13 protein-coding genes, 1 tRNA gene and 1 pseudogene are annotated in these 22,861 nt (G+C 66.2%); 7 read left to right on the top strand and 8 right to left on the bottom strand.

Annotated features, from left to right (window positions below):
- The first annotated feature begins 295 nt into the window (after positions 1-295).
- Together AB0H62_RS31680 and AB0H62_RS31675 are read left to right on the top strand one after the other, a co-directional pair.
- Positions 296-712, top strand: coding sequence for a hypothetical protein (locus AB0H62_RS31680; RefSeq protein WP_360590115.1), 417 nt, complete (start codon positions 296-298; stop codon positions 710-712).
- Positions 713-998: 286 nt separating this feature from the next.
- Positions 999-1,892, top strand: coding sequence for a class I SAM-dependent methyltransferase (locus AB0H62_RS31675; RefSeq protein WP_360590113.1), 894 nt, complete (start codon positions 999-1,001; stop codon positions 1,890-1,892).
- A 44-nt stretch (positions 1,893-1,936) separates the two neighbouring features.
- Here the strand turns inward: AB0H62_RS31675 and AB0H62_RS31670 are convergent.
- Positions 1,937-2,010 (bottom strand) — tRNA-Met (locus tag AB0H62_RS31670).
- Between the two features lie 585 nt (positions 2,011-2,595).
- Between AB0H62_RS31670 and AB0H62_RS31665 the strand changes: the two genes are divergently transcribed.
- Complete coding sequence (locus tag AB0H62_RS31665) at positions 2,596-3,537, top strand: recombinase family protein (RefSeq protein ID WP_360590111.1); 942 nt, start codon at positions 2,596-2,598, stop codon at positions 3,535-3,537.
- Positions 3,538-4,351: 814 nt separating this feature from the next.
- Here the strand turns inward: AB0H62_RS31665 and AB0H62_RS31660 are convergent.
- Both AB0H62_RS31660 and AB0H62_RS31655 read right to left on the bottom strand, forming a co-directional pair.
- Positions 4,352-4,765 (bottom strand): hypothetical protein, encoded by a 414-nt coding sequence (locus AB0H62_RS31660; RefSeq protein ID WP_360590109.1) that lies wholly within the window; start codon positions 4,763-4,765, stop codon positions 4,352-4,354.
- Between the two features lie 13 nt (positions 4,766-4,778).
- Positions 4,779-5,735 (bottom strand): annotated as a pseudogene (locus tag AB0H62_RS31655) (RHS repeat-associated core domain-containing protein); the annotation flags it as partial.
- Between the two features lie 39 nt (positions 5,736-5,774).
- Here AB0H62_RS31655 and AB0H62_RS31650 point away from each other — a divergent pair.
- Complete coding sequence (locus tag AB0H62_RS31650) at positions 5,775-6,518, top strand: site-specific integrase (RefSeq protein WP_360590107.1); 744 nt, start codon at positions 5,775-5,777, stop codon at positions 6,516-6,518.
- Positions 6,519-6,662: 144 nt separating this feature from the next.
- On the opposite strand, the gene AB0H62_RS31645 is transcribed toward AB0H62_RS31650, so the two are convergent.
- The 3 genes from AB0H62_RS31645 to AB0H62_RS31635 all read right to left on the bottom strand — a co-directional run bounded on the left by AB0H62_RS31645 (position 6,663) and on the right by AB0H62_RS31635 (position 16,315).
- Positions 6,663-7,166 carry a hypothetical protein gene (locus AB0H62_RS31645; RefSeq protein WP_360590105.1) on the bottom strand — a complete coding sequence of 168 codons (504 nt, stop codon included), beginning with the start codon at positions 7,164-7,166 and terminating at the stop codon, positions 6,663-6,665.
- Positions 7,166-14,776: a DNRLRE domain-containing protein gene (locus AB0H62_RS31640; protein WP_360590103.1), complete on the bottom strand. Its 7,611-nt coding sequence runs from the start codon at positions 14,774-14,776 to the stop codon at positions 7,166-7,168. The genes AB0H62_RS31645 and AB0H62_RS31640 overlap by 1 nt, the downstream gene beginning before the upstream one ends.
- Before the next feature lie 912 nt (positions 14,777-15,688).
- Positions 15,689-16,315, bottom strand: a complete 627-nt coding sequence (locus tag AB0H62_RS31635) for a hypothetical protein (RefSeq protein WP_360590101.1) — start codon at positions 16,313-16,315, stop codon at positions 15,689-15,691.
- A 613-nt stretch (positions 16,316-16,928) separates the two neighbouring features.
- On the opposite strand from AB0H62_RS31635, the gene AB0H62_RS31630 reads away from it, so the two are divergent.
- Positions 16,929-18,362, top strand: coding sequence for a nitrilase-related carbon-nitrogen hydrolase (locus AB0H62_RS31630; protein ID WP_360590099.1), 1,434 nt, complete (start codon positions 16,929-16,931; stop codon positions 18,360-18,362).
- Positions 18,363-18,506: 144 nt separating this feature from the next.
- Positions 18,507-19,121 (top strand): MFS transporter, encoded by a 615-nt coding sequence (locus AB0H62_RS31625; protein WP_360590097.1) that lies wholly within the window; start codon positions 18,507-18,509, stop codon positions 19,119-19,121.
- A gap of 221 nt (positions 19,122-19,342) precedes the next feature.
- Here the strand turns inward: AB0H62_RS31625 and AB0H62_RS31620 are convergent, their stop codons facing one another.
- Entirely contained in the window at positions 19,343-20,263 is a 921-nt protein-coding gene (locus tag AB0H62_RS31620; RefSeq protein WP_360590095.1) for an NAD(P)H nitroreductase, read from the bottom strand.
- Positions 20,264-20,950: 687 nt separating this feature from the next.
- Positions 20,951-21,892, bottom strand: coding sequence for a trypsin-like peptidase domain-containing protein (locus AB0H62_RS31615; RefSeq protein ID WP_220239803.1), 942 nt, complete (start codon positions 21,890-21,892; stop codon positions 20,951-20,953).
- A gap of 351 nt (positions 21,893-22,243) precedes the next feature.
- Here AB0H62_RS31615 and AB0H62_RS31610 point away from each other — a divergent pair, with 351 nt between their 5' ends.
- The gene (locus AB0H62_RS31610; RefSeq protein ID WP_360590092.1) at positions 22,244-22,531 is read left to right on the top strand and encodes a hypothetical protein; all 288 of its coding nucleotides are present in this window, start codon (positions 22,244-22,246) and stop codon (positions 22,529-22,531) included.
- The last annotated feature ends 330 nt before the right edge of the window (positions 22,532-22,861 follow it).

The following is a 22,861-nucleotide window of genomic DNA, read 5'->3' as shown; positions in this document are numbered from 1 at the left end:
GAAGCGATTCTGCACCCGCACCCACTCCGGCGCGGTGGCGTGGACGCCCCGGGGCCGGGGTGGTCACCACTCTCGCCAGTGCTGCCCGGTCTCCGTGTACGAGGCCTAGGGACCTTTCCGGGCACGGTGATCCTTCCGCACCCCGGCGGCGGCACCGGCTCCCCCCGTCTCGCGCCGGCCGGGGATGTACTTCGGTGTCTCCCTCGACGACCCGAGGCTGCCGACTAACGTCCTCCTCCACGTCATTGGCCACGCCATCCACCCCGCACCGCACCTCGCTGGCCGGCACAGTCCCGTGGTAGAGGTCGAGATCCTCGGTGACCTCACCTTCTCAATCACAGACGACCAACTCTGCCGGGCCGAGCGCTGTCGTGTGCCGGAGCATGGCTACTTCGACTCGCTGTTGGGCCCAGACCGATGGACAGTAGCGGCCGCCGCCGCGCTGAGTCGACGAACCTTCGTCGAGGTGTGGCAGGACGAGCGCGGCCTGCGCCAGGAACTGGCAGGCGTGCGCCCGGTCGGACGGCTCGAGTCATTCACCGCATGCCGTTGCCGCGGTACGACGGTGATGATCGAGTTGGATTCCGACTGCATTGGCGCGCACGCGGCGATCAGCACCGATATTGAGGCGATCGCCCTCTATCACGGTGACGAATGTGCGGCCGATGCACCGCGACGGGTCACCGTCAACGATCGTCGCAGCGGACGATGATTCGGTAGGCGCTATCCAGCCCGTACGCGCGAGGTTCAGCGTGCTCCGCCATGCCTGCCGGCACGGCTTGGTGTCGACACGGGCGTCAGCCGCCGCGCCCGCCTCGCACACCATCAATCGCCGCAGCCGCGACCGAGCGGGCATGGACATCGAGGCCCACACTCGTACGCTCAGGCCGAGCCGTCAGCCCCTGCCCAGCAACCCACGAATGTGCGTGAGCGAGGCCCCGGCCCGCAACAGTCTCATCCGAGGCAGTCACGCCATACCGTCTAGTAAGGAGACAGGGGTGCCTCTCGACTCGACCGGCAAGATCTCCTTCGACCACATCTACGCCGAGCCCGATCCGCGTGCCTTCTACGGCACGCTGGGCCGGGTCGGCTACCTCATTCCACAACTGGCCAAGCCCTACTTCAGCAAGCTGATCGAGGAATACCGCGCCGAACGCGGCGTCGCGGAACCGACCGTGCTCGACGTCGGCTGCTCGTATGGTGTCAACGCGGTCTTGCAACGGTGCGACGTGACGATGGACCAGCTCTACGACTACTACACGGGCCCGGATGTGCTCGCCCTCGACCACGAAGCATTGCTCGCGGCCGACCGTGGCTGGGTCCGCTCGCATGCGGGTACCGAAGACATCCGTTTCATCGGTCTCGACAACTCGGGTCCGGCGCTGGCCTATGCGCAGTCGGCCGGGTTCATCGACGCCGCGATCCATGCGGATCTTGAGCAGGACGATCCGACGCCGGAGCAACAGGACCTGTTGGCCGGGGTCGACCTCGTCATCTCGACCGGTTGCGTCGGGTACGTCACGGACAAGACCATCGCCCGGGTCGCGCACGGGTCGCGGCCGTGGATGGCGCATTTTGTGCTGCGAATGTTCTCCTACGACCCGGTCGCGGCAAGCCTGGCCGAGCTGGGCTACCAGAGCGTCGGCGTCGACGGTGTGTTCCGGCAGCGGAGGTTCGCCTCGGCGGAGGAGCAGACCCAGATCCAGGAGACGCTCTCGAGCGCGGGTATGGACCCGGAGGGCCTGGAGACCGACGGCTGGCTGTACGCCCAGCTGTACATCTCCCGGCCGGCCGGCGCTGCCACAGAGCTCGCCACCGTGATGAACACCGTGTCGCCTGGTTCAGCCACCAGTCTCGCAAAGTTGGCGGATCCGCCACCGATCCGTCAATGACCAAGGCCCGGTTTGCACCATGTGCAAACCGGGCCTTTTCGCTGTAGCGGGGACAGGATTTGAACCTGCGACCTCTGGGTTATGAGCCCAGCGAGCTACCGAGCTGCTCCACCCCGCGTAGTGTGTTGAAAGGCTACACCGGGGGTGCGGTGGCGGCGGACCCAGTCGTCCGGGGCGGCTGTGATCCGGTTACCTCCGCGCGGAAGGTTCGGACCATGGCACAGAGCGCCGCGTGTCGTTGGGAACCTCCTCGCGCGACGCTGAGCAGAGCGGTCGACGCATCAAGCAGCAGCGCACCAAGCTGGACGAGATCGCCAAGTACAAACAAGCCCGAGCCGCCAGCGTGACCTACCGCCAGCAGTTGGCCTACTACCGGAGAAGCGTCAAGGCTGTGTGGCCGTGCTCCAAAGAACGCGGGCCATGCCGTTCCACAGTGCAGGCAGACGCCATTCCCTGCGGATCTCCAGATTTCACCAGTCACTGAGCTCCCTCCGCCACCTCGCGACCCGACTGATCGAAGCCGTCGAACATCTCGCTTCGGGTGCAGCCGTCTCACCTCTCCCGGCCTAGATTGGTCTCTAAAACGATCGTTTTCGGAACCCATGTCCACGGCGCGGTGATCGCCAGGTAGCATGGGTCCCAATTTCGTGTATCGAAATCAACGTTCGCCTAAGGGACGTCGGAGAGTTTGGAGACTCATCGCATGCGGTTCGGGTACGCCCGGGTGTCCACCCGGGACCAGAGCACCGACCATCAGATCGACGCGCTCGCCGCGGCCGGGGTGGCCGAGGAGAACATGTTCATCGAGAAGGTCTCCGGGAAGCTGTCCTCGCGCCCGAAGCTGGACCTGATGCTGGACAAGCTCCGCGCCGGCGACGAGGTCGTGGTGACCCGGCTCAAGCGCATCGGCCGCTCCCAGCAGCACCTGCTCGAACTGGTCCGCTGGTTCGGCGAGCACGAGGTCGACTTCATCGTGCTGGAGCAGGGCATCGATACCTCCACACCGGGTGGGCGGCTGGTGTTCCACTTCCTGGCCGCACTGGCCGAGTACGACCGGGAGATGATCGTCGAGGGCACGATGGACGGTCTGGCCGCCGCCCGGGCCCGTGGCCGCGTCGGTGGCCGGCCCCCGGCGCTGACGCAGCGGCAGCTGGACCAGGCGCAGCGGATGTACGACACGGGGGAGCACACCGTCGCCGAGATCGCCGAGACCTTCCGCGTCGGGCGCACCACCCTCTACCGGCAGCTGCACGCCTACAACGACGGCGGCGACTGCGCGCTGGTCGTCTACCGCAACACCCGCACCCGCAAAATCGACGCTGACACCAGCCGCCGCTACGGCGAAACCGGCGCCAGCGAGAAGGTGCAGCTGGAGGCCGACCGCAAGTGGTTCCCGATCGCCCCCGCCCGCTGGCCACAGCTCAAGGCGATCGTCTACGTCGTCGACGGCACCGTCGCCCGCATCCGCAGCGTCGAGGCAGACCTGGCGAAGTGGGACACCGACGACCGCGGCTACGCCGACGTCCCGGTCACCAAACCGCTCACCGAACTGCAGATCGCCACGCGGCTCCCAACACTGGGCATCGCACTCGGCGACCACCGCCCCCACCTACGCGGCAAGATCCGCGAATACGTCTCCCTGTAGGCCGCGGTGCCACGGCCGCCAGCAGCAGAATCCAGCGCGCTCGAAGACACCGGTGCCTACGGTCGCACATTTCGGCTGGCTCTGTTTCCGCACGTCACAGGCTTCCCTCGACGCTATACATGGCACCGATAGGCGCGCGGCCCTAGCCGCCAGCGTCTTGGCGACGGCCGGCACGGCGATGTGGTCCGTCAATCGATTAAGTGTCAAGGTAATGCCGGAGTTGCGTCTCGATCTGCTCGACTATTGGAAGAGTCTCCTCGAAGACTCGTGGCCCCCCAATCGTGTATTCAACCATGTCAAGGCGAGCCTCGGCATTCTTCAAGAATTCATGGATCGCATTTTCGTCGGCGGCCACGATGTCCTGAGCCGCTCCCCAAACTTCAGATTTGAATTCGGATAGCTTCACTCTACGTTTTTTGTATTCGTCGCAACGCTCCAGGAGCGCACGAGCCACCTGTGGATAAATCGCCACATCAACCGCCGAACGGGTTGATCGTCACAACTATTCTCCCGCTATCTTCCGTAACACCCGCCGTTCGACCGGGGGAGGCAGGGTCGGGGGGTATGACCAGGAGCGGCTCTTGCCTGGCCGCCATGACGCTGCCCGCGCCCGTGCCGCCCTCGGGACGGCGCTGGGAGGTAGCGGACCGTGACTGCACAAGTCGCCGAGGCGACTGGGCCGCGACCACGCTCTGCTAGGACCAGCCCCCACCAGGGCACACCGGCCGGAACAGTGGATGGCGGCCCGGCACGACGCCGACGTTCGCACCGCCGTGGCCATCGCTTCGCGCAGGCAGGCTTCCAAGACAACCCCCTACCTGGGCGGGTCTTCATAGAAGACTGGATGATGCCCCAGAAAGTCGGCTTCCCAGATACCGGCTAGTCGCGCCGGCTCCTCGACCTGGCGGAGGATTTCCTCGGCCTCTTGGTCCCAATCGGGACCATGCATAAGGAGGTACCGGGCATAGCAAAGCCTGGAGCGCACATCGTTGACCCCGATCGCGAAGAGTCTTTCGTATGTCGCCTTGACCACAGCCACTGGGAGGCTAAGCCCGTCGTCGTAACGCAATACCTCGCCTAGGCGGAATGCGGAGGTTTCAGCCTGCACAAGCATGAGAAGCGCATCGGCAGCGCGGCCCCACTCCTGCGGCGTCCAGGCTTCAGAGGGGTCTACGTGTTCGGCCTGCCTTGAATACTCTCGGGCAAGCTGGACGGGGTCGTTCCACATCGATTCAGATCCTTTAGGGAATCCAGTAGGTGGAAATATCATAGCGTTGCAACTTTGCAATGTAAACGGCGCGATACTCGACATTGTAGCCGTTGATTGCAGTCTGGAAGGTAGAGTACCCCGCCTTACCTGCGGTTGCGACCTGGGTTCCGGAGCCGACCCGCGCAGCGAGGTCTCTGGCCACTGCGGAGTCCACGACATCTCTATCCAGAACGGAGGTTATGTCCGCCGATGTCGCTGCATGATCCGAGCGATACCCATGACCACTCTTAACACGAATCTGCACACCGCCGAGATCGACATCACGGACAAGGTTATCGCCTAGGCCTGCGTCTTTGAACGCTAGGGGCCCAGCTTTTGCGACCTTTGCGCCCAGTGACTCCAATTTGCCAAGCTTGCCGAGGATCTTTCCGCCGAGCTTACCGAAGATGCCACCGAAAATGCCCATTGCAGCGGATGCGCAAGGCAGGGCGCTGCCGTTGTCGGCACAGTTTTCAACGTCGGAAGCCGGAGAGAGTTGGTAAGCAATTCCGCCGAGCCATTTGCCGAAGTCGAGCAGATCTCCGTAAGTTGGGGGGCTCCCATGGTTGTCCTTGAGCGCGGCCGCGCCCATGGCGTTGATTTCTTCCGAGCTCTTCCATTTGCCGTTTTTGTCGATCACCTTGGTGGGGTCGAGGTTCGGGTCTGCGCCGGTGGCCACGCCGGTGTATCCCCAGTTGCGGCAGGCGACCATGTCGGTTTCCGAGCAGGTGTCGAGCATGGGTTCGTGGCCGTCGAGCTCGATGCGGCTGATGGGGTTGCCGCCGGTGAAGGCGTAGCGGTTGGCGGTCCAGGGGTCAGTGCCGAGGTTGAGGTCGGCCAGGGCGCCGTTGTAGGAGTCGCGGGTGGTGAACCGGTTCAGGCTGGGGTTGTAGTCGCGGAAGCCCATGTCGTAGCTGCCGGATGCGCTGTCCCAGCGTTTGCCGTTGTAGCGGTAGAAGTTGCAGGGCTCCTAGCCTGCAACCTCGGCGTGCTCAAACCCGACCCCGAGCACCCCATCGTGCCGCTGACCCTCGCCCAGGCCCGCGCACTGCGCTACGCCGCCGAGACCTACCCGGTCCCCGACATGCGCCTGCGGTACCGGGTGATCGTCGCGGTCCTGCTCACCACCGGCGTCCGCGCCGAGGAGCTGTGCGCGCTCAACCGGCGCGATCTGCACCGCACCGGGCCTGGCGGCCAGCCCGCACTGTGGATCAACGGCAAGGGCCGCGAACGCCGCTGGGTCCGCCTCGTCGACTGGGTGCTCGCACTCATCGAGGAGTACCTGGCCGACCGCGACGCCGCCGACGCGAACAGCGAGATCGCCGTGCGCGGGCAGGTCTCAGCGAAGCCGGCCGACCGGCCGCTGCTGGCCAGCCGTGAAGGCAAACGGCTCGAGCCCCAGCAGATCACCGACGCGCTGCGGTACCTGTGCCGCAGCCTGCTGCGGCACGGCGCGACCTCGAGCACCGTCCGCGCGCACGCCGCTGCGGTCCGGGCGATCGCTGACACCGTGCACCCCCACGCGGCCCGGCACCTCTACGCCATCGCCGCCGAAGCCCACGGCATCCCCATCCGCCAGATCTCCCGCGACCTCGGCCACGCCACCCTCGCCACCACCGAGGCCTACCTCGAACAAGGCCACCAGCTCGCCGGCACCGCCGCCCCCACCCTCTCCGACCTCATCACCGCTGGTGAAGACACCACTGAATGGCCGGGGAGAAGCACGAACTGATCATCCGTCGATGTGGTTAGTGCCCAGCCTGTTCGCAGTCGGGCACTGGCCACACCGTAGCGGCGCGTACTCGGTGCCCGCCTCAGTCGGCAGGTATCCGTGCTGGCCAGCTGCAGAGTCGTCATCAAGTGCGCGGACAGCCACTCATGTCGATCCTTGCTCCCAGTACTTCTCGCCATCAGCGTTGAGCAGTCGCTGCAAGACCTCGGTCACCGATGCGCCAGCCGCATACCAGTCCTCCCGGGGGTCCAAGGGAAGCGCGATCAGGTACCGGCGATTGTTCTCCTCCGAGGGCGCGTAGATGAGCAAGTCGGAGTCACCGAGGAACTCGCCGAGCACTACATCGTCGGGACGCACATCATCCGGCCGGTCAGCTCGCTCTGCCTCGCTTCGAGCAGCACTATCCCCGGGGCTCAACAGGTGCAGTCCCCACTGGCCGTACTCCACGTCCTCGAAGAGCCAGGCTTCACGACTCGCCGACCAAAGATCAGCTAGATCGTCAGAGCCCCGCATCCCCGAGACAGCGTGCTCGATCTCACTGGCAGTGGCGCCCGGTTCTATGCGGCAAGCGAGCTTAAATGGATTCTCGCTGACGTGCGGCTGCTTCCACATCTTCAGCGATCGGAGCAGGTCGTCGAGCCTTGGCATCAGTAGTCTCTCCACCAGGTGTTGAACTGCTGCTGGTGCACGTCTCGCGGTATGGGCACCAGGTTGTCGAAGTCGTTTGTGCCGCCGTACTGTCGTGGGCGGATGTGGTGGATATCGTAGCCGCTCCAGCCGCCTTCAGGGGTTGCGTAGCCGCGGTCGTACCACTCTTTGATGAAGGCGCCGCGCTCCTTGCCACTCCAGGGCACCCGCTGGGAGAGGGGCACCTCAGGTAACCCCTCGCCGGGGAAGTGAATTGGCGCCCCGGTGCGAATGTCGATCACGTCGGGGTACGCGCGGCCAGCTCGATTTAGCTTTTTCGCTGCTTTTGCGACACGGGCTGCTGCGCTTGCCGCGTCCGCTGCTACCTCTGCGGCTTTGCCGATCTTGCCAATGCCAAAGGGGATTAGGTCGGCGGCGAGCCAGCCGCAGCCTGCGAGGCTGCCATCGGAGCAATCTTCAGCGTCGGAGACGGGCGTTAGCTGGTAGAGGAAGTCGAGGGTGTTGTCCCAGGTCGGTTCTACGCCGTTTCCGCGGAAGGATTTGTAGGCGGCCGCTCCCATCTCGTTGATTTGTTCCGAGGTCTTCCATTTGCCGTTTTTGTCGATCACCTTGGTGGTGTCGAGGTTCGGGTCGGCGCCGGTGGCCACGCCGGTGTAGCCCCAGTTGCGGCAGGCGACCATGTCGGTTTCCGAGCAGGTGGGGAGCATGGGTTCGTGGCCGTCGAGTTCGATGCGGCTGATGGGGTTGCCGCCGGTGAAGGCGTAGCGGTTGGCGGTCCAGGGGTCGGTGCCGAGGTTGAGGTCGGCCAGGGCGCCGTTGTAGGAGTCGCGGGTGGTGAAGCGGTTGATGCCCGGGTTGTAGTCGCGGAAGCCCATGTCGTAGCTGCCGGATGCGCTGTCCCAGCGTTTGCCGTTGTAGCGGTAGAAGTTGTAGGGCTCCTTGCCCGGGTTCTGGGTGTCGGGCTTGTCGATGCCGGTGAACGCTTGCTCGTCGTCTTTGCCGTAGGCGGTGTAGCCGTAGGTGGTCTTGGTGTTGCCGTTGTCCGTGGTCAGGGTCTCCACGTCGGTGTGCGGGTTGTAGCCGTAGTAGGAGTCTTCGGCGACGCCGGGCCCGGCGCCGTCGGTGTCTTTGGTGAGCTGTGTCAGCCGGCGTCCGGACGCGTCGTACTGGTAGGTGCGCTGCAGTTGTCCGGCGATCTCCTCCGATACGACCTGGTCGGTGAGGCCGAGGTAGGCGTAGTCGGTGGTCTTTGCCTGCGCGGTGCCTACGTTGTCGGTCTTGCTGGTGCTGCGGTCGAACGGGTCGTAGGCGTAGGTGGTGGTGGTCAGCGAGCCGTCGGCCGCGGCAGCTCGGTGGGTGGCGGTGCGGTCGAATCCGTCATAGGTGTTGGACTCGATGATCTGGCCCGCGGCGACCACGGAGCTGAGTCGACCGAACGGGTCGTAGGTGTAGTTCGCCGCGGTGCCGCTCGCGGTCGCGGAGGTCAGCCGGTTGCGGTCGTAGGTGAACGATGTTTGCTTGCCGTCGACGGTCTGGTCGATGACGTTGTCGTTCGCGTCGTGCCGGTAGGTTTCGCTCTCGAGGACGGCGCCGGTTGCCGCTGCCTTCTTGGTGGATCCGGTCAGCCGCTCGCGGGGGTCGTAGCTGTAGTCGACGATGTTGTCGAGGTAGGTGGCGTTGTTGTCGGCGTTCTGGATTTTCGCCGCGTCGCGTGACCGGCTGCCGTTGGCCGTGTAGTCGATCAGGTGTTGCGCGACCAGGGTGCCGTCGGCCTTCTTCTCCACCTGTGTGGCTTCGGAGGCGTCGAGGTAGTACGTGTAGTCGACGGTGTTGCCGTTGGGTTTGGTTTCCCGGGCGACTTGCTTGCGCGGGGTGTAGCCGAACGTCGTGACTTTCGCCGTGCCCCCGGCTTCGGTGTTGGTGACCTTCGCCAGCAGGTCGCGCGGGTCGTACTCGAACGTCGAGTCCTGCCGGTCGTGGTCGCGGGTCAGCGGGGCGCCGTTCTCGTTGTAGGAGTACGACGTCGTGTTCTTCACGACCGAGGCCAGCTTTTCCTCGACCTTGGTGAGCTGGTTGATCCCGTTGTAGGTCATCGCGTAGGCGTCGATCTTCGCGCCCGGGCTGGTGTCGGTGAGGCTGGCCAGGTTCCCGTTGGCGTCGTAGGCCTCGGCGAAGGTCTTGGCCTCGGTGTCGGCATCCGCGGTGTGGTCGCGGACCAGCTTCACCGAGTCGGCGGACACGGTGCCGTTGGCGGCATCGGACACGCTGACCTTGGCTTTGTTCCCCGCCGTGAGCGGGTAGGAGCCGAGGCTTACCCAGGTACCGCCGCCTGTGGTCTGGTCGACGGTCTTGGATGTCTTCGCGGTTCCGGTGTCCACGGTGTACGCGGCGTTGGTGGCAGCGCCGGCGACGCCTTGGGCGTAGCGGACGAACACCTCGTAGGTGCCATCGGCGGGCACGATCGGTGTCCAGGTGAAGCTGTTCGCGCCGGCCCCGGCGGGTGCGGTGTGGTAGTTGAATCCGGTGTATCCGCTGCCCGCCGTGGACTCCGTCCACGGGCCCACGGCCAGGGTGTTGGAGGTGTCGGTGTTGTCCACCAGCGCCACGTGGGCACCGACCGGCACACCGTCATCGGAGCGGGACTTCTGCTTGCCGTCCGGGAAGTAGTCCCAGGTCATGGTCCGGTTCGACGAGCCGCCGGCGCTGGTCAGCGTGCGACGGGTCTGCTGCCCGAGCGGGTTGTAGTCGTAGGAGGTGACGATGTCCCACGGATCGGTGGAGGTGCGGGCCAATCCGTTGTCGAAGTAGGTGTATCGGGTGATGTTGCGGACGTTCTGCCCCGCCGACGGGGGTGCGGACACCTGGGTGAGGTTGCCGACCGCGTCGTAGGTTTTGATCGTCTTGTCCGGTGTCGTGATGCTCGGGTCGTCCTTGTCGAACGGAGTGAGCTCCTCGATCGGCCGGTTCAGCTTGTCGTATACGGTCGCGGCGGCGAAGTCGTCGGGGTCGTCGGTGGTCTCGACGCCATGAGGGGTGACAGTGCGGGTCTTGTTGCCCACTTCGTCGTATTCGAATCGGGTGGTGTGGGTGACCCCGGCCTTGTACGGCACTCGGGCCTCGATGAGTTTCGCCCGTTCGTCATAGACCAGGGTCGTGACGTTGTTCTCTGCGTCGGTTTGCGCGACGGCGTTGTTGTCGCGGTCGAAGTCGACCTTGGTCACCTTGCCCTCGGCGTCGGTGGTGGTGCGCTGCCGATGGTTGCGGTCGTAGGCGAGTTTGGTCGTGAAGTCCGCCGGATCGGTGGTCGCGTTTTTGCGCGGGTCGATCACGGTCGACAGGTTGCCGACGTTGTCGTAGGCGTAGGCGATCTTGTCTCCGGCGGCGTTGGCCGTCGAGGTGAGCTGGTAGATCTCGTCGTAGGCGTAGTGCGTCACATAGTCGTTGGGGTCGGACGCCGACAGGACTCCCAGCGGCTGGGTCTCGGTCAGCAGATTGCCGACCTTGTCGTAGGTCGCGGCGCTCGTCCGCTCCGGGCCCGTCGGTGTGTCCTTCGGTGCGGTGCTCGACACGAGCTGGTCGGCCTTGTCGTAGACGGCGGTCGCGAGGGCGCCGTTGGCCGCGGTGGCTTTGGTGATGTTGTCGTTGGCGTCGTATTCGGGGGCGGGTGTCACGACGTAGTCGCCGGCGGCCTGGTCCTTCGGCACTCGCAGCTCCAGCGGGCGACCGAAGACGTCGTAGGCCGTTGTCGTGGTCTTGCCGAGCGCGTCGGTGACCGAGGTCGGGTTGCCTCGTACGTCGAGGACCATGGTCGAGGCGTTGTTCAACGCGTCGGTGGTGCGCTTGGGTGAGCCGGTCGGGTCGTAGTCGCTGAAGGTGGTGACGTTGCCGTTGGCGTCGGTGGAGGTGGTCAGCTGCCCGAACTGGTCATAGGCGTTGACCGACTGGTAGTCGTCGGGGACAGCGGTGGTGGCGACGCCCTTGGGGTCGGTGACCGTGGTCAGGTTGCCCCGGGTGTCGTAGCCGAACATCCATTTCCGGCCTTCGGGGCTGGTTTTCGATGTCAGCTCCGCCACCGCACCGTTGAGCGAGGTCTGGTAGCCCAGCACGGTCGCCGGGGTGTTGTTGGCCACCGCTTCGGCGTCGCGGATCTGCAGCGGGTAGCCGGTGTTTGGGTCATAGACCCAGGTGGAGACCGCGTTGTTGGCTTCGGTGACGGAGGTGACGTTGTGGTCGCTGTCCCAACCGAGCTGAGTGGTTTCGTTCTTGGCGTTGGTGGAGCGGGTGGGACGTCCGAAGCTGTCCATGTGGTACGTGGTGGCGTGGTTCTCGGCGTCGGTGACGGTGGTGTCGATCTCACCGCCCTGGGGGCCGTCGGGGTCGACGTAGGAGAAGGTGGTGGCGTTGCCGAGCCGGTCGGTGATGGTGTGGAGCTTCCACTTGTCTTTCGGGTCGACCGGAGCGGTGTAGTAGGCAAGGTTGGTCGGGTTGCCGCGCGGGTCGGTGATCTTGACCAGTTTGACGTTCTTGTTGCCTTGGGTGGCGTCGTAGTCGAAGTGGAATGCCTTGGGCTGCGCCGAGCCGGCGCCGTCGACCAGGTCCACCAGCAGGCCCTTGTCGCTGTAGGCGAAGGTCAGGGTTCGGCCGGAGATGTCGCGGATCGACTTCACCTGGTCGATGATCTTCGGGTTTTGCGTGTCGGCCTTGGTGTAGTAGTCCAAGGTCATCGTCTGCCGCCCGGCCGGGTCGGTGACGTAGGCGAGGAACTTGCGGGGCTGGTTGTTGGACTTGCGCAGGGTGTAGGTATAGGTCTGCTCGTTGCCGTTGCCGTTGCGGTCACGGACCGCGGTGAGCCAGCCCTCGTCGTCGAACCAGAACTCGGTGCGATCGGGCTTGGTCATCTTCCAGCGCCGAGACGGGTCTGTCCCGCCGTCTCGTTGCAGGTACAGGTGCACGCCCTTGGGGTGGTCGTAGGTCCACGCGGCAGGGTCAGCGGAGTTGTGCTTGTTCAGCAGGAACACGTGGCTCGTGCCGTCCCCATCGGGCAGGGTGACGCGGGTCGGGTAGTCCTGTCCCTGGGGGTGCAGCTCGAGCGCTACACCCAGCCGCGCGAGGCCGGCCGCGGCGACCGACCACCCGTAGCCGGTGGTCGTCGTGGTCGTGTCGAGGCTGTTGTAGGTCAGCCGCAGAAACGTCGACACGCCCCGGCCGGGGTTGGAGAAGGCATCGTAGGAGAACACGGCGTTGCCGGCGTACTGATTGACCAGCAGGTTCGAGCCGGCTCCGGTGGCCTTGCCGGAATAGGCGTAGAACTTCTCCAGCCCGATCTGATCCGAGGTGGGGTCCTCCACCGCGACGTTTTGCGGCAACGCCGGCGGCGCGCCTGCCACCGACGACATCCACGTGCCGGTGGTCTTGTCACGCAGGTCCCAGTTGACGATTTGGCCTTCGCGTTTGTTGCCCTCGGTGTTCTGCAGAGTCGTCTTCACGTTGGCCTGCACCGTGACGGTCTGCCCCGGCGCGATATCAGACGGCAGCGCGGTGTCGAGACGGTTCGTCCCGGTGACATCAGTGCCGTCGGGCAGAGTCCACCGGTAGGACAGCACCTGATCGGCGGCCTTCCAGGTGGTCGTGGTGGTGTTCGTGACGGACACCGGTACCGTCTGCTGCTCGTCGGAGACCATCCGCACCTGGGGAGTGTCCGCGGCGTAGTAGGTGAGCTCGGCGGTCGGCGCGGTGTAGGTGACAGTCAGGCTCGGGCGCAGCCGCGGCTCGGCGGCCTCACCGCTGAGCAACAGCACGCGCTGCTTCGCCGCGCCGGCCTCATCGCGCACCTTGACGAGGTAGCCGTTGTTGGAGGCAGGGGTATCCACCCACCCCTGCACGACCGCGGAGTTCTCCCAGATGTGCATCGTCGGGTCGTTGGAGATGCCCACGACGTTGTCCAGCGCGGGCCCAAAGTCCCCACCCGCGGCGGCCCATGCCGTGGCGGTCGACGCCCGCGCCCAGCTCGCTTGCGTTTCGACGAACGGTGTGGTGAGCGCGTGGGCATCGAACGTCGCGCCGCTGCCGCTGGAGTAGAAGCCCCACATGGTGAAGTCCGCGTCCACGATCCGCGCGCGCGCCGGCAGAGCAGTGTCGAGACCATCGAACCGGACGACGGCACGGGTGTTTCCGTACGTGCCGGAGTTGTTGCCCACCATCAGCCACGGCTGCCCGCCCAGGGAGTCCAGGTTGGAGCCGGACTGCGTGGACGAGAGAGTGGTGTCCGCGGCGCTGCCGGTGAACACCTGCTGGATCAGACCAGCCTTCGGCAACCGGGCGAGCTGGGTGGGACCGGGGATGAGCTGACCGTCCCGGGTCTTGGCCACCACCATGTAGTAGTAGGCGTTGCCGAACGGGTCTGCGGAATCCGCCGGCGTCGGAACCGCCGTCGTATCGGCGAAAGACGTCGCCGTGGCAGGCAGGGGTGCGATCAGGGTGTAGCGCGACGGGGTAAAGGTTTGGAACACCGTGCGATGGACCTGGAGCTCGACGATGTCGTCGTTCGGGTCGTTCGGGTTCGGGTCCACGTAGGCGGGCCAGGCCAGCTCAGCGCCCGTTGCAGTGATCTTGGAGGGCGGCTGCAGGTCGACACTCGGTCGTCCATAGGCGAGCACCAGCTTGGGACGGTTGACCGTCTCCCCGTTGTAGGCGAACTCCGCCGCTTGATACACAGCGCCGCCACGCGAGAGCGTCTCGTCGGTGGCCTTGACCATCACGCCATAGTTCGGCTGCGAACCGGACACCCAGGCCTGAGCAATGTTGCGCACGTCCAGCTCATGCCACACATTCGTCACGTTCGCCTTCTTGACGACCGTCGACAACCCGGCCTCGGCGATGGCGCCGTTGATCGAATTCCACGTGACGGTGTCCTCGATCCAGGGAGCAGTCACGCGCCGCGCCTCGACCGTCACGTCCGTCGCACCCGTGTACAGCTCGCTGTCGTAGTACAACTGCAGCTTCGCGCTGGCCAACGAGGTTCCCGCCGGCACGACCGAGGTGTCGAACTTCAGCAACGACCGTGCCCGACCCACGTTGTCCGTGCCGACAGACAAGCGGTAATCGAGGCCGTCCTTGCGATCAGGGGTATCCGACCAGATCTGCGCATCCTGACCGGTCGTCGGCGTCGGCTCGATCCGGATCGTCGGGTCGATCACGACCGGGAACTGACGTTCCTTCGCCGCCAGCCACTGGCTGTCCGCCTTCACCGTGACGACGAAGTTCCCGCCCTGCTGGGTCACCGACTGAGTGACCTTGTCGCTGAACACCTTGCCGTATGGGGACTTCGCATCATTTCTGGCGTCGGTCATGAACGGCTTCGGGATGACGAACACCGGCGGGCCGTCGACGTTCTCGTTCGCGAAGAACCCGATCGAGCCGTCCCCTTGCAGCCGGGCAGTCACCCCGCCCATCTGCAGCGTGAACCGGTACGTCGCCTCCGGCGGCGCCTTGGCGAGAACGATCGACTCCTTCACCGACTCCGGCGTCACCCGATAGGTCACATCGGCGTCGGCGAACACCGCCGGGTAGGTGACGGCCGAGCCCTCAACCTTGGGCGAGAGGGTCTTCACTCCGGTGTCCGCACCCATTGCGACACGCCGGCCCGCATACTCGAACCGGACCAGCTTGTCGCTCCGGTCACCGAAACGCGACACGAAACCGTTACGGTCACTGGCAAACCGATACCCGTCACGCGCAGACTGCCGCACCGAGGTGTCGATGTCATGCCAGCCCTGACTGTCGTGGAACGCCTCCGGTTCGGCTGACACCTCCGCCTCGAACGTTCCGTCCGACATGGCGAAAACCCGAGCGTGCGCCGACCGCCGCTCCGGCACCTCTCTCACCCGATGCGGCGGCTTCTTCGGCGCCTGCGCCACGGCGTGAACCGCCGGCGCCGCCTCGGCCCGGCCAGGCTTCGGCAGCAGGGAACCCAGCCAGTTGACAACCCCGGCGACGCCTGGCCACTGCCCGTTCGTAATCGGTCCAGCCGGCGCCCCGACCAGCACCAACGACGACAACATCAGGATGAGCAGGGCACGCGAGAATAAGCCACGCGATCGCGACGGACGCATCAGAATCCCCTCAGCACACCAGGCTCGTCGCCAACGACGACCAGCAAACCCCGACGACAGTAAGGGAAACTCACACAACCGGCATGCCGCCAAAAGATGGAAAAGCGGCTCAATGCGACACATTCCACAAAGTTAACAAACAGTAAATCGATCCCACTTTAGGATAATTGGAAATTGACGTACATTTTCAAGATGTAAGTAACTGACCAACCAATGTTGCGCGGGCCCCGCCTCAACGCAGGTCTGGTTCGCCGCTGCGCCAGGTGCCGGCGCCACTCCGCGTGCGCGGCCCTCGACGTGCCGGGGCTCATCACCGACCTCGCCCAGCGGTCGCCATGCGCGCCGCTCGGCCTCGCTGGCCAGGTGCAGCTCGGTCACGCGCTCCCCGGTGGAGCCCCGCCAACCGGGTGGTCAGTACGACCATTCCCACCCGAGCATGCCGTTCTGGAAGTAGCCGGAGCTCTGGGTCACCTGGACCTTGCCGGTGTTGTATGGCGTGGCGAACGCGATCTGCCCCGTGTAGGCGTGGCCAGGCACGTAGGTCGACGGCAGCTTTTTCGGCGTCGTCACGCACTTGTCCGTCTCGATCACTCTCGTGCCGACAGTGCCAGTGGTCGATAACGAGAACGGGTTGATCCTGCCGGGCAGGACCGTGAACGGGCTTAAGCGCTGCCCCGCGACCTTGTCGGTGTAGGTCTTCACGGTGATGTCCAGGACGACCGTGTCCCTGTTCGCCGTGCGCTGGCTGTAGGGGTCGCACTTCGGGTCCACGCTGATCTTCGTGATCCAGAAGTCGACCGCTTTGCTGCCGTCCCTGTTGGTGATTCCGACTCGTTCCCCGACTTTCTTCGCCAGGTAGGTGGCCGCCGCCCCAGGCGGGGGTGCGGCCTCCGGCGGTGTGATGGGCACGATCTCGGCATGGGCGTGGGGCGTGGTGGCGGGCGGCGCGTGGGTGGCGGGCGTCGCGTGGGTGCCGCATGCGGTCAGGCCGAACGCGGCGACCGTCGTGGCGGTGAGCAGGAGGAAGCGCTTGGACAAGTCGTAATCCCTTGGTCGAGTGTGCTGGTGGTAGCCGGGACTGCGGGCCAGACGACGGCCCGTAGCCGATCCGCATGGTCCAGGCCGTGACCCCCCGAGAACGTGACATTGGCGCGGACACGGCAACCTTTACAGATCGCTCCTGCGGAAACGCCGATCAGCCGCGTGTGTCTCGCGAACGATCGTTTCTGAGACCCGCCCCGCCGCGAGGGTCGCAGCGGCCAGCAACGCGCTGGCGGTCACCATCGAAGACATGCCGTAGGTCGAGGGAACACCATCGCCCGCATCGTCGCTGGAAGCGTGCTCACCGGCTTGCTCGGCTACGGCAGCGTGAAAATGCACCGGTGCCGGGCCCGTCGAGCCGTTCACCCGCGATGCCGGTGTGACCGCGTCAACTGCGTTTGCCGCGCCCGACGTTGTTCACAATCACCGATCGGGCCTGGACCCGCGGCGTGCTCTCTGTCTCGCGGCGATCCTGCTGACGAGCGGTTCCTGGTCGTCGGCGCCGGCAAGGCGCGGAGGTGGGGTTGGCCCTACCCCGATTCCTCCGGTCTGGCCCAGTGCCCAGCTGCCGGGCTGCTGGGAAAGTCAGCGGGAACTGAGAGGGGCAGGGATGAAGTCAGCTTTCGCCCTCCTGGCCGGATTGGCAGGCTCCGCGGCTCTGTTCTACTTTGGCACCGGGCTCGCCCCGGTTGCCGCGCTGACCTGGCTCGCGCCATTGCCGGTGCTGCTGCTCGCCCCGCGCGTGCGGCAGGCGAGCGCGCTGGGGGTGGCGTTCGGCGCGTACCTGCTCGGCACGAGCAACAGCTGGGGATTTCATTTGCATTCCCATGACGAACCGATGCTCCCGGTCGGCCTGATGATCATCTTAGGCATGTCGCTGACGTTTATGCTCGTCGTCTGTCTTTTCCGCGCGCTGGTGGTGCGTGGCCGTACTCTGCTGGCCGCAGTGGCCGCCCCCGCCGCGTGGACGGGTGTTTTGTACATCGTGTCCGTCACGAACCCGATGGGGCTGGTTGGCACCCGCGCCAACGATCAGGGCGACGTGCCGTTGGTACTGCAGACCGCGGCCATCGGTGGGATGTGGATGGTCGAGTTCCTGGTGATCTTCGTGCCCTGCGCGGTCGCGGGGCTGGCGGCACCCGGTGTGCTGAGAGGAGCCCGCCTGCGCACGGCGACCGTGGCCGTGGTGGTCGTCGTGGCCGCTCTCGGGTTCGGTGCACTGCGCCTGGCGGGCACGGGTGGCGCACCACAACGTGTTGCGGCCATCGCACCCAATCAATACTCCTGGGCGCCGCCGGTCAGCGAAGCGCTCGTAGCCGGTTATGTCCGCGAGGTCGAGAACCTGCCGGCGGGGGTGCGGACCGCGGTGCTGCCGGAAGGTGCGTTGGGCGTGGAAGGGGCTGCCCCCGCCGCGCTCATCGAGCCGATGCGCCAGGCCGCTCAGGCGCGCGACATCGACATCGTGCTCGGGTTCGTCCAGACCGAGGGGCACGCGCATGACAACTTCGCCCTGGTCTTTCCCGCGAATGGCGGGAACCCGGTGCGATACCTCAAGCAGCACGATCGCGTAAACCCGCACGGACATGATCTGATCTTCGCTCCGGGAACCCGAACAGGTATCGAGATCTGTGCCGACCTCGACTTCTCCCAGCCGAGTCGCGACTATGGCACGGCGGGCACCACGCTGCTCGCGGTTCCCGCCTCGGACAACAACGAGAACGGTTGGCAGCACAGCCGCACCGGCCTGCTGCGGGGCGTGGAGAACGGGATGCCCGTGGCATGGACGGGCCAAAATGGCTCGCTGATGATCACCGACGGCTGGGGACGGGTGCTGGCGCAAGCACACACCGGCGGGCCGGCCGCGTTCACCACCATCGTGGCTGACGTCGCAGGCCCGGCGGCGACGGCCTACAGCCGTCTCGGCGATTGGTTCGCCTGGCTCTGCCTCACCATCGCCCTCGGCGGCCTGATCGCCGCCCTGCCCATCACCGCGAAGCTCGGGCGCGCTCGCGATCATCGGCGAGGTGTTCGGTCGGCAGCTTGAGGTTGCGAGGGAGCTGGTCGGAGCGCGGAGCCGAGGTACGGGTCCCCGCAGTACCCGCCGAACCAGCAGTGATCAGTTGTCGGCGGCGGTGGTCTGCTAGGAGGTTGTGGACAGTGCCGACGGACACCGGGTTCTGCCCTGCGGATGCCGGCGACCAGCCAGCTCGCCGCGCTGTACGCGGTGGCGTTCGGCGGGTTCGTCGCGTTCAGCGTCTACTTGCCCACCTATCTGGTCACCTCGTTCGGTCTCGACCGTGGAGACGCAGCTCTGCGCACCGCCGGCTTCGTAGTGCTCGCCGTCGCGATGCGGCCGGTCGGCGGCTGGCTGTCCGACCGCGCGGATCCGGTGAAAATCCTCGTCGCGGCCTTCGTGGTGGTCGGCATCCTGGCGCTCGCCGCCGCGTTCGAACCGCCTCTGATGCCGGTCGGCACGCTGCTCTTCCTCGGCATCGCCGGTGCCCTCGGCACCGGAACCGGCGCGGTGTTCGCGCTCTTGGCGCGATTGGTCGCACCGGGCGAGGTCGATGCTGTGACCGGAGTCGTCGGTGCAGCCGGCGGCCTGGGCGGCTTCTTCCCGCCTCTGGTCATGGGCGTCGTCTTCGGCGCCACCGGCTCCTACCTGCTCGGCTTTGTGTTGCTCGCCGCGACCGCTGCCGCAGCCGCAGCCTTCACTGCGACCGTCGTCCGGCGGCGAGCTCAGTGTCCGGCCGCCGAACACGCCTCGCCGGACACACCGCCACAGACCGGGCACAGAGCATGATGGCGTAGCCGCTTCTTCCAGCTCGCCTTGGTGCTGGGGATTTCCTGGACGCATATCCATGTCGTTGCTCCGCCGGTGAGCGCGACGCGGACCCCGGCCGGCGCGTCACTTGAGCCGGTTGATGCCACATTTCATCGTCTGCCGCTGCTGGTCGATCACAGGGGCGAACGACAGTGGGCGACCGCCCTTCAATCCTTCTTGTGGCGCGGTGGGCATCCTGGTCAGCACGGAGGCGCTTCGAGTGGTTGCAGGACGTCGGTCAGCGCGCGTCGTGATGTCTGTGGCAGCGCGGCGGCGGTGAGCGGCGCCCATCCGAGGCGCAGCAGTACCTGGGGACACAGGCTTCCGGTCACGCGGGCACTGACCTCGCTACGTGTTGCCGCATTGCGCAGCGGCTGGGTGAGGGCGCAGGAGGCGAGCCCGAGCGCGGTCGCGGCGAGCAGCGCAGCGCTGGTGGCTTCGCCGGCGCGTAAGCGCGACCTTCGATCGTCACCAGGAGTGCTCAGGACGAGCAGCACGGCGTTGTCGCGTTCGGTCCGAGCAGACAGCCGCGTTCCTGCGGCGGCACCCGCGACGTCGGAGCTGAGGGCGACGACGGGTCGTGGAGTTGCACGCTCTGAAGGAGGGTCCGCCCAAGCCGTTTCGATCGCCTCGGCCAAGTGGCGCCGGGCCGCCGAGCGGGCCATCGTGAGCTGCGCGCCTTCCTTGGCCACCGTGGCCGCGAGCGTGTCGAGGTACCAGGGTGACAGGGCCGGTCCGGTGTGAGTTCGGCGATCGCTGCGCCGCTGGAGGATGGCTGCGGCCAGGGTGAGCTCGTTCGCAGTCGGATCACTCGGATGCGGAGTGACGACGGCCAGGTGGTCGGGTTGTGCTGGGTCGGGTATCCGGTCGACGTCGGTGGCCCAGCCGAGGGCTGCGAAGGCGACTCGGAGGTGGTGCAGGGCCGCGCCGCAGCTGAGCACCGTGTCGCGTTCGTCGGCGTCTGTGGTGGGGGAGTGTCGGTGCGGGTCGGCGAACAGGTGCAGTGTTCGGTACCCGATGCGCCAGGACCACGGCTGGGTGTTGCGCGCCGACGGTGCGCGGACGGCGGCGGCCACGGCGGTCTTGACCGTGACGGCGTCCGGAATTCGTCGCTCAGGCATGGCCCCCCTCACCCTCGTCTCGTTCCCTCGACTCGAGTGCACCCCGCCCGGACGGAAGAACGAAAGAGTCGAAAGACCATGCCATCGGTCACGACGGGGCTGGCGTCACGTATCGCTGGCTCGGCTGCGGAAGCCCAGGACACCGTGCTGGCTCGGGTCGGTCGTGTGGCCGGCAGGTGCGGGGCGCGGCCCCTGTCTGGGGTCCACGACGCGGCGCCTCACCCCCTGCCTGCACGCGGAGGAGGTGGCCGCCCGCGCGGGCATCTGCACCGACTACTACACCCGCTGGAACGGGCCCGTGCTCCGAAACCGACGTCGTCGGTACTGCGCGGCCTGACCCGCGCGCTGCGCCTGAAACGCGCGCTACTACAGGTCACGGGCTCGTGTTGCTCCCGTCGGGGCAGCTTTGGCGCTGTCGCCTTCGCTGGCTACGAGCAATCGGATTAGGCCCGGGTTCGTTTCCCAGAGCGCAAGGGCGTAACGGCCCTCGTCGGTCGTGCTGCTGATCTACTCGCGGTAGGTGAACGGGTAAAGGGTGCGTTCCGCTGGGGTCGCGCGCACGAGGCTGAGCCCCCTCGTGCCGGAGTAGATTCTCGGTGAATCGGCCGAGCCCGTCGCCAGAGGACGTTGTGCCGGTCTCCGTGTTGACCCGGCACCTCGTGAGTGGTCGTCCCGTGCTTTCCGGGGTCAGTCCGGGAGTTCGGCGGGTACGGCGATCACGTCGACGAGGGCGCCGTTGCGGAGGACGGTGACTTCCATCTGCCGGCCGATGGCGTCGGAGAACAGGCGTTTCTGGAGTGATTGGGCGTTGGGGAGCTGGGTGCCGTCGACGGCGAGGACCAGGTCGGCGGGCTTGAGTCCGCTGCGTGCGGCGGGGCTGTCTTCTACCACCTCGACGATGCGCAGGGCGGTGCGCTGTGCGAATCGTTCGGCTTGGGCCGGTGTCAGGGGTGCCGGGGCGGTGACCAGGCCGAGGTAGGCGCGGCGGACTCTGCCGTCGTGCATCAGTGCGTGGACGATGCGGTGGGTGGTGGCGTTGATGGGGACGGCCAGCCCGAGACCGAAGCCTGCGACGGCGGTGCTGATGCCGATGATCCGGGCGTGGCTGTCGGCCAGTGCGCCGCCGGAGTTGCCGGGGTTGAGCGCGGCGTCGGTTTGGATGACGTTTTCGATCAGCCGTGCGGCGGTGCGGGTGCGGGCCGGGATGCTGCGGCCGAGCGCGCTGACCACTCCGGCGGTGACGGTGCCGGCCAGGCCGAGAGGGTTGCCGACGGCGACGACGAGGGAGCCGACGAGAAGGTTGTCGGCGTCGCCGTATTCCGGTGGGGCGGGGATTTCCCGGTCGGCGCGGATCACGGCGATGTCGGAGAGCGGATCGCTGCCTACGACGTCGAAGCGTGCTTCGGTGCCGTCGGCGAATTCCGCGGTGCCGTGGTTGCCGCCGGAGATGACGTGGGAGTTGGTGATCAGGTGGGATTCGGTGGTCAGCACGACGGCCGACCCGGTGGACTCTCCGCTGCGGGAGCGGACGGTCAATGCCGCGACGCGCGGCGTGAGCTGCGCGGCGACGGAGGTGACGATTGCCGAGTAGGCGTCCAGTGGGTCGGGCTCCGCCTTGTCGTTGTTCATGCTCTACCAACGCGTCTCGCCGCGTGTCCGATTCCGTGGTTCACCGTCAGCGAACTGTGCCTCGCGGTCAGTGGAGGTCCGTGTCTCCTCCCCGCCGCAGCGCCGCGGGCGACACGGGCCACCGGCCTGGGTCGCCGTCCTGAGGGCCGACAGGGCCCAGCGTCGGCGATCAGACGGTGACCGGAGCATCTGCGGGCGGCCCGCGCAGTTGGGTTGTGGCGCCCTTGAACCCCGCGACGTTCTGTGCGAACAGCGTCTGGATCGCCGAGAACGTCGCCTCGACCACGCGATTGTCGGTCGGGTGTCCTTGCGTACGAACAGGCGCACGGTCGCCCCGGGCAGCACGCTGGTGTGGTCGGCGAAGCCGTCGATCGCGTGGGCGGGGCGGGGTGGGTGTTTCCCCAGCCTGGTGTGGCCTGCTGCTGGGCAACAGCGGGAGAGGTCGTCCCTGCGGTCGGCTTTGTGGTCGGCGACGGAGCCGAGGCAGGTGACGCGGTGAAGCCGGCCGTCAGCAGCAGCGCGGCCAGCATCGCGCCGCACGACACCTTGAACGCCTTCACCTGCTGCTGCGGCGGCAAGCCGAACACGATGCAGGCGATCAGGGAGGTCAGTTTCGCGATCGTCGTCCGGCGGGCCTGAAGCCGCCAGCGACCAATCGCCGAAAAGCAAAGTGATGAGTTAAACAGGTAATCCAGAAGTTAACCAGGTAAGCTATGGGCAAATTGTTAGCTCGTCGAAAAAGTTGTGGACGGGCACTGTGCTCGATCGGCGGTCGAGTTCACATGGGCAGCGGACATACCTAACGGGAATCGTCGATTTAACCGTATTGTTTGGTTCGTCGCCTTTGAATGTGACAGGTGCTCGTCTGACCCTGTTCTGATGGCATCCCGTAACCCGCTGGCCATCCCTTTACTCCGCCAGGGCAATCGCGCGTTCGGTGCGACGCCGTCTTGGGGTTGTTTAGTTCCC

The organism is Amycolatopsis sp. NPDC050768 (assembly GCF_040654155.1).
Lineage (GTDB): Bacteria > Actinomycetota > Actinomycetes > Mycobacteriales > Pseudonocardiaceae > Amycolatopsis.
Note: the sequence above shows the minus strand (reverse complement) of the source record. Positions and strands in the feature narration are given on the sequence as shown.

Coding starts and splice junctions, on each gene's coding strand:
- AB0H62_RS31665 (WP_360590111.1), top strand. CDS start 2,596: ATGCGGTTCGGGTACGCCCGGGTGTCCACCCGGGACCAGAGCACCGAC.
- AB0H62_RS31660 (WP_360590109.1), bottom strand. CDS start 4,765: ATGTGGAACGACCCCGTCCAGCTTGCCCGAGAGTATTCAAGGCAGGCC.
- AB0H62_RS31645 (WP_360590105.1), bottom strand. CDS start 7,166: ATGCCAAGGCTCGACGACCTGCTCCGATCGCTGAAGATGTGGAAGCAG.
- AB0H62_RS31630 (WP_360590099.1), top strand. CDS start 16,929: ATGAAGTCAGCTTTCGCCCTCCTGGCCGGATTGGCAGGCTCCGCGGCT.
- AB0H62_RS31625 (WP_360590097.1), top strand. CDS start 18,507: ATGCCGGCGACCAGCCAGCTCGCCGCGCTGTACGCGGTGGCGTTCGGC.
- AB0H62_RS31620 (WP_360590095.1), bottom strand. CDS start 20,263: ATGCCTGAGCGACGAATTCCGGACGCCGTCACGGTCAAGACCGCCGTG.
- AB0H62_RS31615 (WP_220239803.1), bottom strand. CDS start 21,892: ATGAACAACGACAAGGCGGAGCCCGACCCACTGGACGCCTACTCGGCA.